This window comes from Micromonospora fluostatini (assembly GCF_050410825.1).
GTDB lineage: Bacteria > Actinomycetota > Actinomycetes > Mycobacteriales > Micromonosporaceae > Micromonospora > Micromonospora rosaria.
In genome coordinates this window covers 5235810-5253072 of record NZ_CP191251.1, presented here as the reverse complement: position 1 = coordinate 5253072, position 17263 = coordinate 5235810, and the positions used below count along the sequence as shown (strand labels likewise).

Here is a 17263-nt window from a genome sequence, read left to right as displayed (position 1 = left end):
GTGACGGTTCAGTTCCCGTCGAGCACCGCCGGGGCGGTGGACCGGGCGTCCTGCCACACCATCTCGTCCTCGGTCAGCCAGGTCAGCCGGCCGTCCGGGTCCTCCTGGTCGCCGCTGCCCCGGCCGCCGAGCACGCCGGCCCGGTTGGCGGTGCCGCCCACCATGCCGGAGCGGTGCGCCGGGGAGTTACCGGTCGCGCCGGGCCGGTGGGCACCGCCCTCCGCGCCCGCCCGGCCGCCCGCCAGGCGGCCGGTGCCCATCGCCGAACGGTTGTCCAGGCCGGCGACGGCACCGGCCGGTCGGGCCGCCGGCGTCACCGGGGCCCGCCCGGAGCCGGCGAGCGCGCCGGTGCCGAGGACCCCGCCGGCGGCGACCGCACCCGCGCCGAGCAGCAGGCCCGAGCCGGAGCCCGCGCCCGGGGCGCCGGTGCCCGGGGTGGTGCCGGCCAGGACGGTGCCGTCGGGCGACGCCCCCGCGCCGGCCAGCGAACTGCCCGGCCCGGTGGGGTCGAACGCGGTCACCGGAGTGGTCCCGCCGGTGGTGACGCCGCCCCCGCCGGAGCCGGTCGTGCCCGTCGACTCGAAACCGTGCGCGGTGGTGCCCGGCCCGGTCGTCGCCGTCGCGCCGGGGCCGGCGAGGCCCGTGGTGGGGGCGGCCGTCGGCGTCTGCACCCCCGGCCCGCCGCGCGGCGTGGGCCGGTCGCCGTCCACCCCGCCGGGCAGGTCGGTGGGCGGGACCGGCGGGGTGACGAGCTGGGTGGCGGCGGTGAGGTCGTAGCTGGCGGCCAGGCCCGCCACGAGCTGCACCATCCGCTGGTGCGCCTTCTCCCGCTCGGCCTTGTCCTGCTGGTGGCCGAGGAACCCGCCGATCGCCGCGCCGGGCAGCCCGAAGATCGCGCCCTTGGCCGCGCCGGAGATGGCCTTGTCGTGGTCGTCGGTCTCCTCGGGGCTCTCCGCGTCCTGCTTGGCCGTGCGGAGCTGGCCGGACATCGTGGACAGCCCCTGCCGGACGTCGGCCATCCCCTCGGCCAGTGTCTCGGCGTACCGGACGATCAGCGTCAGCCGCCGCTGGAACTCCTGCCCGGCCGCGCCGCTCCAGGTGCCGGCGAGCCCCTCCAGGTCGCCGTCGAGGCTCCGGCTCAGGTCGTTGAGGGTGTCCCGCATCGTGCTCCACCCGGTGGCGAGGCCCTCGATCTGCTCGGGGTCGCCGGCCCGGACGCCGTCGTACAGTTGCTGGTGGCTGACCGGCTCGTAGCGTTGGGTGTACTCAGACATCGCGCTTCTCCTCCAGGGCGTCCTCGACGCCGTCGAGGACGGCGGCGATGTCCCGGGAGTTGGCCCGGTTGCGTGCCTCGGTGGTCTGGTAGTTCGCCAGGATGGTCTGGGTCGCGGTCTGGGCGGCCCGCACCGCGTCCCGGAGCCGCTCGGCCCGCTCCTGGTAGGAGGACTGCACCTCGGAGTAGTGCCGGGCGTTGCTGGTCGCGTCCGTGAAGGTGCCGAGCGCGGGCGGCCGGCACTGCAACTCGGTGCTGAGCTTGCGCAGCACGCTCTCGGCCTCGGCGAGGCGACCGGCCAACCGCCGGTGGAAGTCCTCCAAGGACAGTACGTCGACTGTCGTGCGACCGGTCATGGCAGCATCCCCGTCGTTCGTCGCCAACCTCTGACCAGCCACAGGTTAGTCCACCCCGGCCAGCCCCGCCGACCCGCCGCAGCCGGCCCCGCCGGGGCCGGGCCGGGCTCCACCAGGGCCGGTCAGCCGCCGGTGGTGGTCGTCGCCGGTCCGGCGCTCGGGCCGGGCTCGGCGGCGGCCGGCTCGAAGAAGCTCAACGCCCGCTCCCGGTCCAGGACGGGGCCGGTCGGCACGAGGGCCAGCAACGAGGCGGGCACCACCGTCGGGGTCACCCCCTCGTACCCGAGGGCGGTGAGCGCGTCCGCGCCGAGCGGGTACCGCAGCCCCTGCTCGTTGATCAGGTAGACGGTCGCGCCCGGAGCCGCGCCGGCCCCCTCGCCGGCCCCCTGTCCGGCCTGGACGAGCACCCCCTTGCCACCGGGCAGCAGCACGCTCTCGGCGGTGCGTACCGCGTCCCGCGCCCCCTGCCGGACCTGCGTGACGTCGGCCGCGTCCGGGGCGAGTTCGGCCGGTGGCCGGTCGAACACCTCGATCCGGGTGCCCGCCGGAGCGCCGTCGACGCCCTGCCGGTACGTCGCGCAGACGACCGTCTCGCCGCTGCGGGCCGGGTGCAGCTCCGGCAGGGTCGGCGGCAGCCCCTCGGCGTCCACCTGCTGCCGGACCAGCAGCCGACCGGCCTGGTCGGGGGTGATGTCGGTGACCCGGCCACCGTCGCTGAGCAGCAGCAGGGCGCTGATCTCGCTGATCGAGACGAGCCCGTCCCGGGTCAGCACGTAGTGCTCGCCGGCGGCCCGGTACACCTGACCGATCCGCCCCGGCCCGTCGCCGACCAGGGTGCCGGTGGTGTCGCCCTGCCCGCTGATCGACGGCTTGCGCAGCACCGGGCCGGCCGGGATGGCGTTGAGCAGTTGCTCGCTCAGCCGGACGGTGGGCGCGCTGGCCATCCGCAGCGCGGTGAGCGCCTGGTCACCGCCGGAGACCCGCAGCCGGGTGTCGCGGGTGAGCAGGTACCGCTCGTCGTCGACGGAGACCAGCATGCCCCGCTCCGCCAGCGGCGTGCCGCCGGCCAGCGGCCGGTCGATCACCACCCGGGTGTACGACCGGCGCGGGTTGGCCGGGTCGGGCACGTCGCAGACCGACCAGGGCAGTCCGGTCAGCGCCTTCGGGCCGGGGAGCGCGTCGGGAGCCCCGACGATGCCGACCGCCCTGCCCCGGGGCCGGTCCGCGATGGACGCCTGGGACATGGTCCGGACCGTCGGCTGCGCGTCGCCGAGGATCAGCCGGGCGGAGGCGTAGTTGAGCGTGGGGTGCAGCCGCCCGTCGAGGAAGACGTACGTCGCGCCGGTCTCCCGTTCGATCACCAGCGTGTTCGACTCCAGCGGGGCGGCGTTGCCGGTGAGCTGCCCGTACGCGCCGACCCCGCCGAGCACCACGGCGGCGGCGATCACGCTGCCGAAGACCGCCAGGCCGAGCCGCCGCATCGGCAGGTTGGGGGTCTCCGGGTCGCCGGCCAGCAGGGCGGAGACGATCCGGCGGGTGACGAACCGGTACGCCTGCACCTGGTCGCGGCGGGTCCGCATGCACACCTCCGACGGGGGTCGAGCCACGGCGAGCAGGTCCGTCGGCCGCCGTGGGCTTCCCTACGATAAGGGGCCGTCGGCAGGACCCCGGGCCCCACGGGGGTCGACGCCGACCGGATCCGACCGTCGACCCCGAGCCCCAGAAGGGACGTTCGCCGATGACGCAGGTGCAGGCGCCCCCCGGTCGTAGCGCCGGGCCCCCCTCGGCTACGCCCGACCGGCCGGTGTCGCCGAGCGACCGGCGTCGCCAGGGCCGGATGGGCCCGGTGGTGGTCGGTCAGCTCGTCGCGCTGGAGCTGTGCCTCCTCGGCGTCTGGGTGGCCTCGACCGGGCCGGGCTGGTTGTTCGGCGTGGCGACGACCCTGGCGGTGCTCCTGCTCGCCGCGCTCTTCGGCCGCCGGGGCGGCCGGTGGTGGTACGAGGACGTGATGCTGCGCCGCCGGCTGCGCAACCGCCGCCGCAGCGCCCGTGCCGCCGTCGCCGACGGCACCGCCGATCCCCGGCTGGCCGCCCTCGCCCCGGAGCTGTCGGTCGTCGAGCTGACCGAGCGGGGCACCCGGATGGGTATCGGGCGGGACGGCCGGGGCTGGTTCGCGGCGGTGGCCCTCACCGCCGGTCCGCAGGCGGCGGCCGGCTCGGTGCCGGCGGCCGTGGTGGACCGGGCCCTGGCGGTGCTGCGCGACTTCGTCGGCCCGGTCACCCTGGCCCAGGTGGTCTCGCACACCCTGGTCTGGTACCCGACCCCGGGTGCGCCGCCGGCCGCGCACCGGACGGTCTGGGTGGCGCTGCGGATCTCCGTGCCGCACGCCCGCAACGAGGCGGTGAGCCGGGGCGGGGGCGTGGCCGGCGTGCACCGGACGGTGGCCGCCGGGATCGGCCGGCTCGGCAAGGCGCTCACCGCGGCCGGCCTGCACCACCAGGTGCTGGATCGGGACGGGCTGCGGGCCGCCGTGCTCGCCGCCGCCGGGCTGGACCTGACCGCCGAGCCGCCGACGGAGACCTGGACCGGGCTGGCCGGCGGCGGGTGGAGCCAGCGCTGCCTGACCCTGCGGGTCCGCTCCGGCGCACCGCTGGCCGGCCTGGTGGACGTGGTGACCGGGACCTCGGCCCCCTCGCACACGCTGGCGACCGTGGTCGTCCCGGGCGGCCGGCCGGTGCCCCCGCTGCTGCGGGTGGCCGCCATGGACAACCACGTCGAGGCGCTGGTGAAGGTGGTCCGGGAGCTGGCCCGGCGGCACGGCACCCCGGCCCGCCCGCTGGACGGCCAGCACGGGCCGGGCGTCTACGCCACCGCGCCGGTGGGCACGGCCGCCGGCACCATCGCCCCCGGCACCTGACACCAGCGGGCCGCGTCCTGAGCCGGCGCGGCGGGCCGGCAGCGGACCGGTGCCGGGCGCGGCGGGTGGCGGCGGGTCACGGGCGCAGGTGGACGATCCACTCGTAGACGCCGCAGACCCAGCAGGCCAGCGGGACCAACGCCACGATCAGCAGGATCTCGACGATGTCCAGGGTGCGGCCCCACACCGGGGAGATCCGCTTGCCGGCCACGGTGAGCCCGTAGACCAGGCTGATCACCGCCACCAGCACCAGCCCGCCGACGACCAGGCCCAGCCGGACCGCGAGCGATCCCCCGGCGAAGAGGGCGTACGCGGTCAGGCCCAGCCCGGCGGTCCCGGCGACCAGCACCGGGATCCGCTGCGCCCGGCCGAGGAACGGGCGGGCCCGCAGCAGCGACAGCAGGGCCAGCACCAGGCCGAGCAGCACCGCCGGCAGCCGCCCGTCCAGGGCGAGGACGACCTCGGTGCCGAGCACCAGCAGCGACACCGTCCAGAGCAGGCCGGTGAGGAACTCGTCGGCACGCTCGCTGAGCTGGAGCACCTGCCGGCCGTCGACGGACTCGGTGTCGCTCTTCAGGTCGTCCGGTCCGGTCGGGATGGACGGGATGGGCAGCCGGGCCAGCCGGTACGCCGTCATCGGCAGCATCGGCACGGTGCCGAACGCGACCGCCGCGACCACCGCCGAGGCGGCCGGCGCCCCGATGTCGAAGAGCAGGGCGAGCAGCGCCCCGCCGACGACCGCCGCGCCGATCGCCACCGCGCCGAAGAACAGCGGCAACCGGTCGCCGACGGCCAGCGCCGCCACCGCGCCGAAGACCACCACCGCGGTGCCGGCGAACAGCACGTCCGGGGCGGCCAGCTCGTGCAGCGGCCGGTCCCCGGCGAGCAGCAGCAGGCCACCGACCGCCGCGTACCCGAGGCCCACCGTGGCCAGCACGACGCCGGTACGGCTGTCCCCGGCGGCCCGCGACAGCACGGCCGCGCCGACCACCAGGACGACCGCGAGCAGCAGCCCGGTCACCGCGCCGGGCAGGTGCGGCGGCCCGGCGGTCAGCGCGACGAGGGCCCCGGCGCCCAGCGCCGCCGCCGCGAGCAGCAGCCCGAAGGACCGGGTGGTGCCGACCTGCCACGCGCCGGCGCGCTGGTTGGTGGCGGTGGCGACGGCGTCCACCACGTCGTCGAAGACGATCTCGGGGGCCGCCGAGATCCGGGGGTTGAAGTAGAGCACCTCGCCGTCGCGGACGCCGAGCTGCGCGGCGGTCCGGCCGCCGTCCAGCGGCGGGCCGCCCAGCCGGGCCAGGCTCCAGCCGCCGTGCCGGGCGCCCTCGTCGGCCAGGTCCTCACCGGCGTACCGCAGCAGGGTGGGCAGCAGGTCGGCGAGCGGGACGTCGGAGGGCAGGGCCAGATCCATCCGGGTCCTGGGCGCCACGACGGTGATCCGGCTCAGCCCGCCGGTCGGCGTCCTCGTCGCCACTGCGGCCTCCTCGTGCGCTCCTGCGATCCACCGTGACCGGCGGCATCGCCCCCGTGGGTCCACGACGCCCACGGGAGATTACCTACGATGGCGGGCACGTACGATGCCCACCCGACGACTCCGGCCGGTCACGCGCCACCCGGGGGCCGCCGCCACCCCGGTCGCGGCCCCGGCCGCCGCGCATCGTGGGCGGGCCGCTTCTGGGGGAGGAGACAGCCGTGAGCACGGTGGTGTTCCGCCGGCTTCCACGCCAACCGGGCCCCGCCCTGCCGCGCGGCGAGGTGCTGCTGGAGTCCCCTCCGGAGCTGCCCGAGCCGACCCCCCGGGGGATGGGCCAGCTCCTGATGATCCTGCCGATGATCTGCGGGGTCGGCGCGATGGCCTTCCTCTACGCCGGGCGGGGCGGCGGCATGATGACGTACGTCGCGGGTGGTCTCTTCGGCGTGTCCATGCTGGGCATGGCGATCGGTTCGCTGGCCACCGGCAACAACGACAAGGCGGAGCTGAACGCCGAGCGCCGGGACTACATGCGGTACCTCGCCCAGATGCGCCGGCGCACCCGGCGGGCGGCCGAGCAGCAGCGGGCGGCGATGGCCTGGCGGCACCCCGAGCCGGACGCGCTCTGGTCGATCGCCGCGTCGCGGCGGATGTGGGAGCGCCGGGTCACCGAGGACGACTTCGGTGAGGCGCGGGTCGCCACCGGGCCGCAGCGGCTGGCGGTGGAGATCGTGCCGCCGGAGACGAAGCCGGTCGAGGACCTCGAACCGATGAGCGCCATCGCGCTGCGCCGGTTCGTCCGGGCCCACTCGACGGTGCCCGACCTGCCCACCGCGCTCTCCGTCCGGGCGTTCAGCCGGGTGGTGCTGCGCGGCGAGCGGGAGCCGGTGCTCGACCTGACCCGGGCCGCGCTGGCCCAGCTCGCCACCTTCCACGCCCCCGACGACCTGGTCGTGGTCGTGGTGGCCGCCCCCGACCGGCAGGCGGCCTGGGAGTGGGTGAAGTGGCTGCCGCACACCCAGCACACCTCGCGGACCGACGCCGCCGGTGCCCGCCGGCTGGTCTTCGGCAGCCTCGCCGAGGCCGAGGAGGCCCTCGCCGACCTGCTGGCCGGCCGGCCCCGGTTCACCCCCGAGGCCAAGCCGCTGACCACCGCGCCGCACCTGGTGGTGGTGGTCGACGGCGGCGAGATCGCGGCGACCTGCCAGCTCACCGGGCACGGCCTGCTCGGCACCACCGTCGTCGACCTCTCCGGGACGGTGCCCCGGGACGCCGGCCGGTGGCTGCTCTGCCTCGACACCGGCGACGGCAGCAGCCTGGAACTGGTCCGGGGTACCTCCTCGTCCCGGCTGGGCCGCCCGGACCGGCTCGGGGCGGCGGCGGCCGAGGGGCTGGCCCGGCAGCTCGCCCCGTACCGGCTCTCCCAGCAGCAGGCGACCGCGGAGGAGCCGCTGGCCCGCAGCACGGAGCTGCCGGACCTGCTCGGGGTCGGCGACGCCGCCACGGTGGACGTGCGGCAGACCTGGCAGCCGCGCGGCCACCGGGACCGGCTGCGCATCCCGCTCGGCGTCGGGCCCGACGGCAACGTGGTCGAACTGGACTTCAAGGAGTCCGCGCACGAGGGCATGGGCCCGCACGGCCTGGTCATCGGCGCGACCGGGTCCGGCAAGAGCGAGCTGCTGCGCACCATCGTCGGCGCGCTCGCCGTGACCCACTCCTCGGCGGAGCTGAACTTCGTCCTGGTCGACTTCAAGGGCGGCGCGACCTTCGCCTCGCTGGAGGCGCTCCCGCACACCAGCGCCGTGATCACCAACCTGGCCGACGAGCTGCCCCTGGTCGACCGGATGCGCGACGCCCTGGCCGGCGAGATGACCCGCCGCCAGGAGGTGCTGCGGGCGGCCGGCAACTACGTCTCCCGGTTCGACTACGAGAAGGCGCGGGCGGCCGGGGAGCCGCTGGAGCCGATGCCCAGCCTGCTGATCATCTGTGACGAGTTCAGCGAGCTGCTCGCCGCCAAGCCGGACTTCATCGACCTGTTCGTGATGATCGGCCGGCTCGGCCGGTCGCTCGGCGTGCACCTGCTCCTCGCCTCGCAGCGGCTGGAGGAGGGGAAGCTGCGCGGCCTGGACACCCACCTGTCGTACCGGATCGGCCTGCGCACCTTCTCCGCCGTGGAGAGCCGGATCGTGCTCGGCGTGCCGGACGCGTACGAGCTGCCCAACGCCCCCGGCCACGGGTACCTGAAGACCGACACCAGCACGATGCTGCGGTTCCGGGCCGCGTACGTCTCCGGGCCGTACCGGGCGCCGGGGGAGAGCGCCCCGGTGTCGCGGGCGATGGTACGACGCCGGATCGTGCCGTACGGGGTGGACTTCGTGCCCGCCCCCGCGCCCGAGCTGGAGGTGGAGACCGCGCCGGAGCCGGAGCAGGCCGCCGAGGGCCGTACCGTGGCCATGCTGGACGTGCTGATCGACCGGATCAAGGGCCGGGGCCAGCCCGCCCACCAGGTGTGGCTGCCCCCGCTGGCCGAGCCGCCGGGCCTGGGCGAGCTGCTGCCCGCGCTGGGCAAGGACCCGACGTACGGGCTCTGCACCGCCGGGTGGCCGGGCCGGGGCAAGCTCGTCGTCCCGGTCGGCGTGGTCGACCGCCCGTACGAGCAGCGCCGTGACCCGATGCTGGTGGAGCTGGCCGGGGCGGGCGGCAACGTGGTCATCGTGGGCGCCTCGCTCAGCGGCAAGAGCACCATGCTGCGCTCGATGCTCGCCTCGCTGGCGCTCACCCACACCCCGCGTGAGGTGCAGTTCTTCTGCCTCGACTTCGGTGGCGGCGCGCTGCGCAGCCTGGAGGCGCTGCCGCACACCTCCGGGGTGGCCGGGCGGCGGGACACCGAGGCGGTCCGCCGGACGGTGGCCGAGGTGGTGGCCCTGATCGACGAGCGGGAGCTGCGCTTCACCCAGCACGGCATCGACTCGATGGCCGGCTACCGGCGGCGACGGGCGGCCGGCGAGTTCGGCGACGACCCGTTCGGCGACGTCTTCCTCGTGGTGGACGGCTGGAACACGCTCCGCCAGGAGTACGAGGAGCTGGAACAGACGATCACCAACCTGGCCAACCGGGGGCTCGGCTTCGGGGTGCACGTGGTGCTGACCGCGGTCCGCTGGGCGGAGATCCGGATCAACATGCGGGACCTGCTCGGCACCAAACTGGAGCTGCGGCTCGGCGACCCGAACGAGTCGGAGATCGACCGGCGGGCCGCCGCGAACGTGCCGGAGAAGTCCCCGGGGCGCGGGCTCACCCGGGACAAGCTGCACTTCCTCGCCGCGATCTCGCGGATCGACGGCCGGCGGGGCGTCGAGGACCTGACCGAGGCCTCGGTCGACCTGGCCCGGCACGTGGCGGCGGCGTGGCCGGGCCGGCCCGCGCCGAAGGTACGGCTGCTGCCGCGCCGGCTCCCGGTCGCCGAGCTGGCCCGGATCGTCGACCGGTCGGTGCCCGGCCTGCCGATCGGGGTCAACGAGTCGGCGCTCGCCCCGGTCCACCTCGACCTGGCCAACGAGCCGCACCTGACGATCTTCGGTGACGCCGAGTGCGGCAAGACCAACCTGCTGCGGCTGATCGCCCGGGGCATCACCGAGCGGTACACCCCGGCGCAGGCCCGACTGGTGATCGCCGACTACCGGCGCGGGCTGCTCGGCGCGGTCGAGGGCGACCACCTGCTCGACTACGCACCGTCCAACCAGGTGTTCGGTCAGGGGCTGGCCTCGATCCGCAGCGCGTTGTCCAACCGGCTGCCCGGCCCGGACGTGACCACCGCGCAGCTACGTGACCGGAGCTGGTGGAAGGGCCCCGACCTGTACATCCTGGTCGACGACTACGACCTGGTGGCCTCCGGCGGCAACAACCCGCTCAGCGCGCTGCACGAGCTGTTGCCGCAGGCCCGGGACATCGGCCTGCACCTGATCGTCGCCCGGCGGGTCGGCGGGGTGGCCCGGGCGCTCTACGAGCCGGTGCTGCAACGGCTCCGTGAGCTGGACTCGCCCGGCCTGCTGATGTCCGGCAACCGGGAGGAGGGTGCGGTCTTCGGCACGCTGCGGCCGAGCCCGCAGCCGCCCGGCCGGGGCACCCTGGTCCGGCGGCGCGACGGCCAGCAGTTGATCCAGACGGCCTGGGCCGACCCGGGCTGAGTCCCCATCGGTCGCCCTCCGTCGCGGCCCGGCACCCGTCGCCGCCCCCGGCCCGGCGCTCGTCACCGGTGTCCCGGCCGGCGGCCGGCTTCGGCCGGTGTGGATCCGGTGCCGGGCGGTGACCGTGGACGCCGCGCCGATCCACCGGCCGCGAGCAGGGCTGCGAGGATTGGACGGGCTCCGCTACGGTCTCTATCGAACGGTCCGTCGGTGGGGTGGTTCTGCCTTGCCGCGGGGGATGGGGCGCGGCTGATCCGCCGCCACAACCGATGACGGAAGGATGTGAAGCATGGCGTTCGAGGTCGAAGCTGCGACTCTGCATACCGCCGCGAGTGACGTGCGGTCCACGCGCAGCGAGGTCGACGGCGAGCTGAAGAAGCTGTGGGGTGTGGTCGACGACCTGGCCATCGCCTGGAAGGGGCAGGCCTCCGGCGGCTTCCAGCAGCTCATGACGCGCTGGAACGAGGACACGGCCAAGCTGCTCACGGCCATGGACAACATCGCCGACCTGCTCGACAAGTCGGGCACCACGCACCAGGTCAACGACGAGGAGCAGCAGCAGATGCTGGACAAGTTCCACGCTGCGCTCAACCCGTGATCCGCCGCGACGAGCAGGGGAGGAACCCATGAGCATCAAGGTCGACTACGCCGTTCTCGAGAGCAGCAACCAGCAGATGCAGGCCATCTCGCGGACGATCGACGAGAAGCTGGACACGCTGCGGTCCATGCTCACCAAGCTGCACTGGGAGGGCGAGGACCGCGCCGCCTACCAGCAGCACCAGGCCCAGTGGGACACGGCGGTGCGCGACATCAACCGCATCCTGAACGACATCGGCGGCGCCGTCGGTCTCGCCAAGGAGAACTACGTCACCACCGAGATGAGCAACTCCAAGGTGTGGAGCTGAGTTAACCGCGCCCGCGGCTCCGGTCCGGCTCGACCGGGCCGGAGCCGCTGTGCGTCTGCCCGTCCAGGCTCATGGGGGAGTCATGCGTAACCGTCTCCGACCGCTGCGGTGGTCCGCCGCCGCGCTGACGGTGCTGGTCGCCACCGGCGCCGGCCTGCTGGTCGCGCCGGCCCCGGCGTCCGCCGAGACGGTCCGCGAGGCACAGTGGTACCTGGACACCCTGCGCGTGCCGGAGGCCCACGAGACGACCCGGGGGCGGGGCGTCACCGTGGCCGTGGTCGACTCCGGCATCCACGCCGCCCACCCGGACCTGCGCGGCCAGGTGCTCGCCGGCCGGGGCTTCGGCCCCGGCGCGGCCCGCGACGGCCGCCGCGACGTCAGCGACAACGGCCACGGCACGTCGATGGCGGGGCTGATCGCCGGCCGGGGCGCCGGCGCGAACAGCCTGCTCGGGATCGCGCCGCAGGCCAGGATCCTGCCGGTGGGCACCCCGGAGCGGGCCCGGCAGGCGGACCTGGCGGCGGGCATCCGGTGGGCCGCCGACAACGGCGCCGACGTGATCAGCCTGTCGGTCGGCGGCAGCGACGCCGCCGAGGACGAACTCGCCGAGGCCGTCCGGTACGCCCAGGGCAAGGACGTGGTGCTGGTCGCCGCCGCCGGCAACCGTGCCGACGGCTCGACCACCGTGGTCGCCCCGGCCAACATCCCCGGCGTGGTCGCGGTGGCCGGCGTCGACCGGCGGGGCCGCCCCTCGGCGGAGTCGGTGACCGGCAGGGAGGTGGCGGTCTCCGCCCCGCTGGAGCGGATCCTCTCCATCGGTCCGCCCGACCACGTCCCGAGCGGGTACGGCTTCATCGGCGGCACCAGCAGCGCCACCGCCATCGTCGCCGGGGTGGTGGCGCTGATCCGCGCGGCGCACCCGGACCTGGACGCCCCCAACGTGATCAACCGGCTGGTCCGGACGGCCCGGGACGAGGGGCCGGCGGGCCGGGACCCGGAGTACGGCTTCGGGGTGGTGAACCCGGTGGCGGCGGTGCGCCGCGACGTGCCACCGGTCGACAGCAACCCGCTGCTCGCCACCGTCGCGGACGACGACCCCCGCCCCGACCCGGGCGGGAGCGGGGACGAGCCGGGGCCGCCCCTGTCGATCGGGCTCGCCGACGGGGTCGGTGGCCTCCAGCTCGCGCTCTACCTGCTGGCGGCGCTCGCCGTGGTCGCCGTGGTGGTGGTCCTCGTGGTGGTCAACCGGCGGGCCCGTCGCCGGGCGGTGGCCGCGCCGGCCGACTCGCCGCCGGCCGGGTACCTCGGTCCGCAGCCGCCGGTGGCCCCGTACCCGCACGCCCCGCCAGCGGGCCACCCGCCGGCGTCGTATCCGTACGCTCCCCCGCCGGGACCGGGTGGGCAGCCGCCGTCCTGGCCGGCCGCCGCACCCCCGCCCCCGCCCGGCTCCGACCCGTACCCGCGCTGACCCCGACACCGCCGGCCGGCCCTGTCCCGCGTACGCGGGGTGGTCCCGGCGCTGAGGAAGGACACCCATGACCGACGAGAACGGTGAGGACCGCGTCGAGGTCCGGCTGCCGGCCGGCCTGCCGCTCAACGCCGGCACCCCCAACGGGGTGCAGGTACGCGGGCTGAGCTGGGACCAGCAGGGCGTCGACCAGGCGGAGACCCCCAGCGGGCTGGTCGCCGGCAGCGGCGAGCGGGGCGTCGAGACCGAGTGGGACGCCGGCACCCTCGACTCGGCGATCACCTGGCTGGAGACGCACGCCAGCTACCTGTGGCGGCTCTCGCACAACATGGTGGAGATCAAGGACACCCTGGGCGGGGACACCGGGGCGGGCGGGCAGAACAGCCCGTTCGGCAGCTTCGACGGCGCGCGGGAGCTGGCGCAGCGGCACTCGGGGCTCTACACCTCCACCGAGCGGAACCTGCGCACGCTCTCCGACGACCTGTACTCCGCCGCCGACGCGCTGCGGGAGGTCAAGCGGAACTACGAGGACGCCGAGGGCGCGAACGCGGTGACCGCGCAGGAGATGACGCGGATGTTGAACAGCGCCGCCAGCGGCGACGCGAGCTGACGGGGGAGCGGGAGATGGGTGACAAGAGCTGGGAGGACATGGCCCGGGAGGTCCTCGTCGACGGCCGTCCGGACAAGATCGCCAGCGCGGCGCTCGGCTGGCAGGAACTGATCAAGAACCTGGGCGAGGTCAAGGAGAGCCTGGAGACCAACGTCAAGGACCTCAACGCCACCTGGAAGGGCCCGGGGTACGACGCGTTCAAGGGCCACATCGAGAAGCTGGCCAAGAACGTCGAGCAGACCATCGACGACGTCGACAACCCGGGACGGGGCAAGGTCAGCCTGATCGCCACCCTGAACACGGCCGCGAGCCAGCTCGAAGAGGCGCAGGCGAAGATGCCCATCCCGGCGGCGGCCATGGGTGACGTGCTGGCGGCCCGCAACGGCGAAATGATCATCGGTGTCGGCCTCTTCGAGACCCGGGTCAAGGCCGACGTGCTGGGCAGTTGGCCGGTCGAGCAGATCGGCAAGTTCACCGACTGGCTCACCGGCTGGTTCTCCGACCAGGAGGGCGAGGCGCGGCAGGTCTACAACGAGGTCAACGGCAACTTCCGGGACCGGGTCCGGGACACCGGCGAGAGCGGGAACGTCACCGGCCTGACGCCGAACGACATGACGCCCTTCACCCCCGGTGGCGGCGGTGGGGGCGTACCCGCCGGTGGGATGCCCGGGGTGGGCGGGCCCGGCGACACTCCCGGCCTGGGCGCCACGCCGTCCGTCGACGGGGTCAGCGGGGTCAAACCGCCCGGCACCGACGGGTTCACCCCGACCACCCACCCCGACCTGGGCTCCGGTGGCGGGTACGACGACGGCCCCGGGACGTACCCCGGCACCGGCGACTACCCCGGCTCCGGCGGGCTGGACGACGACGAGTGGAGTTCGGGGCTGGCCGGCGCGGGCGCGCCCAGCACCCCCGGGCTCGGCTCCGCCGGTGGGGGCGGGTTGCCCGGCGGATCGGGCCTCGGCTCCGGCGGCGTGGGGGCCGGTGGCGGCCTGGGCGGCGGTGGCGGCGTGATGGCCGGCGCCGGGATCGGCCGGGCGGTGAGCCCCGGCATGCCCCCGATGGTCGGCGGTGGTGGCGCCGGGGCGGGCCGGGGCGGTGGCAAGGCCGGCGGTGGCCGGCTCGGCGCGGCCGGGATGGGTCCGATGATGGGCGGCGGCGCGGGTGCCGGGCGGGGCGGCGCGGGTGCCGGCCGGGCCGGTGCCGGTGCCGGTGCCACGGCCCGGGGTGGCGTCGCCGGGATGGCTCCGGGCGCCACCCGCGCGGGCTACGGCGAGGAGGACGAGGGCCCCCGCAACACCTGGCTGGAGGAGGACGAGGACGTCTGGGGCACCAGCGGCGGCGGCGCGCCGGGCATCCTGCGCTGAGCCCGCCGACCCCGGCGGTCGGGCCGTGGTGCCCGTTCGGGCCGTGGTGCCCGGTCCGGCCGTGGTGCCCGGTCCGGCCGTGGTGCCCGGTCCGGCCGTGGTGCCCGGTCCGGCCGTGGTGCCCAATCCGGCCGTGGTGCCCGGCCGGTCAGCTCTCGGCCGGGGCCTGCCGGCGGCCCGGCCGCCAGCCACGGCGGCGGCCCCGGGCCAGCACCGGTTTGACGGTCAGCAGCACGCCGGCCAGCAGCACCCCCACCACCGCCGCCCAGATCGCCACCACTCGCTGCCCGGCCAACGGGTCGTCGGCGGGTGCCGGCGCCGGCAGCGCGCCGAGCGGTGGATCGCTCCGGGTGCCGAGCACGCTCGTCACCGCCCGGTACGGGTTCACCACGCCGTACCCGACCTGGGCGTTGCGCCCCTCGGGCGGGTTGTCGGCGGTCCGGGTCAACCGGCGGGATACCTCCGCCGGGGTCAGGTCGGGGTGCGCGGCGCGGACCAGGGCGGCCACCCCGGAGACGTACGCGGCGGCGAAACTGGTGCCGCCCTGCGGCTCGGCGAGGTAGCCGCCACCCTGCGGGGCGGGTCCGAGGATGTTCAGCCCCGGCGCGGCGATGTCGACGTGGTCGCCGCTGACCGAGGTGTCGACGTGCCCGCCCTGCTCGTCGACCCCGGCGACCGCGATCACGCCGGGGTAGCTGGCCGGGTACGCCGGCTGGTCCTGCTGCTGCTCCCCCCGGTTGCCGGCGGCGGCCACCACCACGACCTGCCGGCGCAGCGCGTACTCGACCGCGTCGGCCAGTTCGGGGCGGGGCAGCGTGACCAGGGACAGGTTGATCACCTGTGCGCCGTTGTCGGTGGCCCACCGGATCGCCTGGGCGATCTGCCCGGGTAGCGCCTCGTCGGTGGTGCGGCGGTTGTCCCGCAGGACCCGGACCGGCAGGATCCGGGCGGCCGGCGCGACCCCGCTGTACGGCGTGCTCTCCCCGACCCGGCCGGCGATGATGCCCGCCACGACGGTGCCGTGCCCGACCTCGTCGCACTGCCCCTGGTTGGCCGGCAGGCCGTTGAAGTCGCGGCCGGCGAGCACCCGGCCACGCAGCAGCGGATGGGTCGCGGAGACACCGGAGTCGATGACCGCGACGGTGACGCCCGCGCCCTGGGTGAGCCGCCAGGCCGCCGCCGGGTCGAGCCGGCGCAGCGGCCAGGGCTGCTCGGTGGGGGCGGGCCCGCCGGTGGGGCCGCAGCGCGGCGCGGCGGTGGCCGTCGCCGGGGGCGCCGCCGTGACGGCGAGCAACGCCACGAGCGCGCCGCGCAGGACCAGGCCGGCGCCACGCCGGGTACGCCCGGTCACCGTCGTCCCTTCCGGACGCAAGGACTTGCCCACCCGCCGAGACTACCGCCGGCCCCGCCCGGTACGGCGACGGGCGTGCGCCGCCCCCGGTGCGCCGTCCCCGCCGGCCGCCCGGCGGTGTCCGGGGTGGATCAGGCGACGGGGGACCGGGTGGCCGGTCCGGTGGTGAAGAGGGCGAGCAGGGCGCCGACCTGCTGGTCCGCCTCGGCGGGGTGGCGGAAGTGGCCCGCCGGGTTCAGGGTGTACTCGTTGCGCCGGCCCACCCGGGTCCGCCGCAGGTAACCGCCGGCCTCCAGGTCGGCGACGATCGCCTGGGCGGCCCGTTCCGTCACGCCCACCTCGGCGGCGACGTCGCGCAGTCGGGCGGTGGGGTTGCGGGCGATGGCGAGCAGGACGTGTGCGTGGTTGGTGAGGAACGTCCAGTGCCGTGTGTTCCCGTTTCCGCCCGGTCTCGTCACCACGGTCGTCATGGTATGACCCGCCTCTCGGATGTCGTTCCGGCGTCGACCCACCGGGACCGTCCTCGACACCTGAAATGCATATCACGTATTACTTGACGTGTCTTGCGCTGCGTGTGACCGTGGTGGCGGCCCCGTGTCCGTCCGGACGCAGGGAGTGACCAGGCAGTTCCTCCGAGGGTGAGGTGCACCGTGAGCCCTTCTGCCGCGACCGGGTCCCGGTCGGCGTCCGACTCCACCGCCGCCGGGGTGCCGGCGCCGACCCGCCCTCCGGAGACGCCCGCCGAGGCCATCGCCGAGTTGCAGGCGGGCAACGAGCGGTTCGTCTCCGGCTCCCCCCGCCACCCCAACCAGGACGCCGGTCACCGGGCGGCGGTCGCCGGGGAGCAGCACCCCTTCGCGGTGATCGTGGGCTGCTCCGACTCCCGCCTCGCCGCCGAGATCATCTTTGACCGTGGCCTGGGGGACCTCTTCGTCGTCCGGACCGCCGGGCACACCACCGGCCCGGAGGTGCTCGGCAGTGTGGAGTACGCGGTGACGGTGCTGCAGACCCCCCTGGTGGTGGTCCTGGGGCACGACTCCTGCGGGGCGGTGGCGGCGGCCGGGGCGGTGGCCGCCGGGGGCCTGCGGCCGGCCGGACACCTCGGGGCGGTGGTCGACGCCGTCCTGCCCAGCCTGCGGCACGCCGCCGCCCAGGGCATCGGTGACCCGGAGGGGATCATCGACGTCCACATCGCCCAGACCGTCAACGAGCTGGTGGGCAACTCCGCCGTGCTGGCCGCCGAGATCGCGGCCGGACGGTGCGCGGTGGTGGGGATGTCGTACCAGCTCAACGCCGGTCGGGTGCGCACGGTGGCCTCGGTGCCCCGCAGCCTCTGACCCCGTCCCGACCCGACCGCACAC

Annotated in this window: 14 protein-coding genes; 8 read left to right on the top strand and 6 right to left on the bottom strand. The window is 75.7% G+C overall.

Features of this window, described 5'->3' with window-relative positions:
- Nucleotides 1-8: 8 nt before the first annotated feature.
- The 3 genes from ACQUFX_RS23145 to eccB all read right to left on the bottom strand — a co-directional run bounded on the left by ACQUFX_RS23145 (nucleotide 9) and on the right by eccB (nucleotide 3209).
- Nucleotides 9-1274, bottom strand: a complete 1266-nt coding sequence (locus ACQUFX_RS23145; RefSeq protein WP_428962410.1) for a WXG100 family type VII secretion target — start codon at nucleotides 1272-1274, stop codon at nucleotides 9-11.
- Nucleotides 1267-1629, bottom strand: a complete 363-nt coding sequence (locus ACQUFX_RS23140; RefSeq protein WP_428962409.1) for a hypothetical protein — start codon at nucleotides 1627-1629, stop codon at nucleotides 1267-1269. The genes ACQUFX_RS23145 and ACQUFX_RS23140 overlap by 8 nt, the downstream gene beginning before the upstream one ends.
- 122 nt (nucleotides 1630-1751) lie before the next feature.
- A complete protein-coding gene (gene eccB, locus ACQUFX_RS23135) occupies nucleotides 1752-3209 on the bottom strand; it encodes a type VII secretion protein EccB (RefSeq protein ID WP_428962408.1) in 1458 nt (485 codons plus the stop codon).
- Nucleotides 3210-3367: 158 nt separating this feature from the next.
- Here eccB and ACQUFX_RS23130 point away from each other — a divergent pair, with 158 nt between their 5' ends.
- Nucleotides 3368-4546: a type VII secretion protein EccE gene (locus ACQUFX_RS23130; RefSeq protein ID WP_428962407.1), complete on the top strand. Its 1179-nt coding sequence runs from the start codon at nucleotides 3368-3370 to the stop codon at nucleotides 4544-4546.
- A gap of 76 nt (nucleotides 4547-4622) precedes the next feature.
- Here ACQUFX_RS23130 and eccD read toward each other — a convergent pair whose 3' ends face one another.
- Complete coding sequence (gene eccD / locus ACQUFX_RS23125) at nucleotides 4623-6020, bottom strand: type VII secretion integral membrane protein EccD (RefSeq protein ID WP_428962406.1); 1398 nt, start codon at nucleotides 6018-6020, stop codon at nucleotides 4623-4625.
- Between the two features lie 218 nt (nucleotides 6021-6238).
- On the opposite strand from eccD, the gene eccCa reads away from it, so the two are divergent.
- The 6 genes from eccCa (at nucleotide 6239) to ACQUFX_RS23095 (ending at nucleotide 14551) form a co-directional block, all read left to right on the top strand.
- Nucleotides 6239-10201, top strand: a complete 3963-nt coding sequence (gene eccCa, locus ACQUFX_RS23120) for a type VII secretion protein EccCa (RefSeq protein ID WP_428962405.1) — start codon at nucleotides 6239-6241, stop codon at nucleotides 10199-10201.
- 289 nt (nucleotides 10202-10490) lie between these two features.
- The gene (locus tag ACQUFX_RS23115) at nucleotides 10491-10799 is read left to right on the top strand and encodes a WXG100 family type VII secretion target (protein WP_067372465.1); all 309 of its coding nucleotides are present in this window, start codon (nucleotides 10491-10493) and stop codon (nucleotides 10797-10799) included.
- Nucleotides 10800-10827: 28 nt separating this feature from the next.
- The gene (locus tag ACQUFX_RS23110) at nucleotides 10828-11106 is read left to right on the top strand and encodes a WXG100 family type VII secretion target (protein WP_067372462.1); all 279 of its coding nucleotides are present in this window, start codon (nucleotides 10828-10830) and stop codon (nucleotides 11104-11106) included.
- An 82-nt stretch (nucleotides 11107-11188) separates the two neighbouring features.
- Nucleotides 11189-12574: a S8 family serine peptidase gene (locus tag ACQUFX_RS23105; RefSeq protein WP_428962404.1), complete on the top strand. Its 1386-nt coding sequence runs from the start codon at nucleotides 11189-11191 to the stop codon at nucleotides 12572-12574.
- A gap of 67 nt (nucleotides 12575-12641) precedes the next feature.
- On the top strand, nucleotides 12642-13184 hold the full coding sequence (locus ACQUFX_RS23100; RefSeq protein ID WP_067372456.1) for a hypothetical protein: 543 nt from the start codon (nucleotides 12642-12644) through the stop codon (nucleotides 13182-13184).
- A gap of 14 nt (nucleotides 13185-13198) precedes the next feature.
- The gene (locus ACQUFX_RS23095) at nucleotides 13199-14551 is read left to right on the top strand and encodes a WXG100 family type VII secretion target (protein WP_428962403.1); all 1353 of its coding nucleotides are present in this window, start codon (nucleotides 13199-13201) and stop codon (nucleotides 14549-14551) included.
- A 148-nt stretch (nucleotides 14552-14699) separates the two neighbouring features.
- Here the strand turns inward: ACQUFX_RS23095 and mycP are convergent, their stop codons facing one another.
- Nucleotides 14700-15935, bottom strand: coding sequence for a type VII secretion-associated serine protease mycosin (gene mycP / locus ACQUFX_RS23090; protein WP_428962402.1), 1236 nt, complete (start codon nucleotides 15933-15935; stop codon nucleotides 14700-14702).
- A 98-nt stretch (nucleotides 15936-16033) separates the two neighbouring features.
- The gene (locus tag ACQUFX_RS23085) at nucleotides 16034-16372 is read right to left on the bottom strand and encodes a helix-turn-helix transcriptional regulator (RefSeq protein ID WP_428962401.1); all 339 of its coding nucleotides are present in this window, start codon (nucleotides 16370-16372) and stop codon (nucleotides 16034-16036) included.
- Nucleotides 16373-16609: 237 nt separating this feature from the next.
- Here ACQUFX_RS23085 and ACQUFX_RS23080 point away from each other — a divergent pair, with 237 nt between their 5' ends.
- The gene (locus ACQUFX_RS23080; protein WP_428967043.1) at nucleotides 16610-17239 is read left to right on the top strand and encodes a carbonic anhydrase; all 630 of its coding nucleotides are present in this window, start codon (nucleotides 16610-16612) and stop codon (nucleotides 17237-17239) included.
- Nucleotides 17240-17263 lie beyond the last annotated feature (24 nt).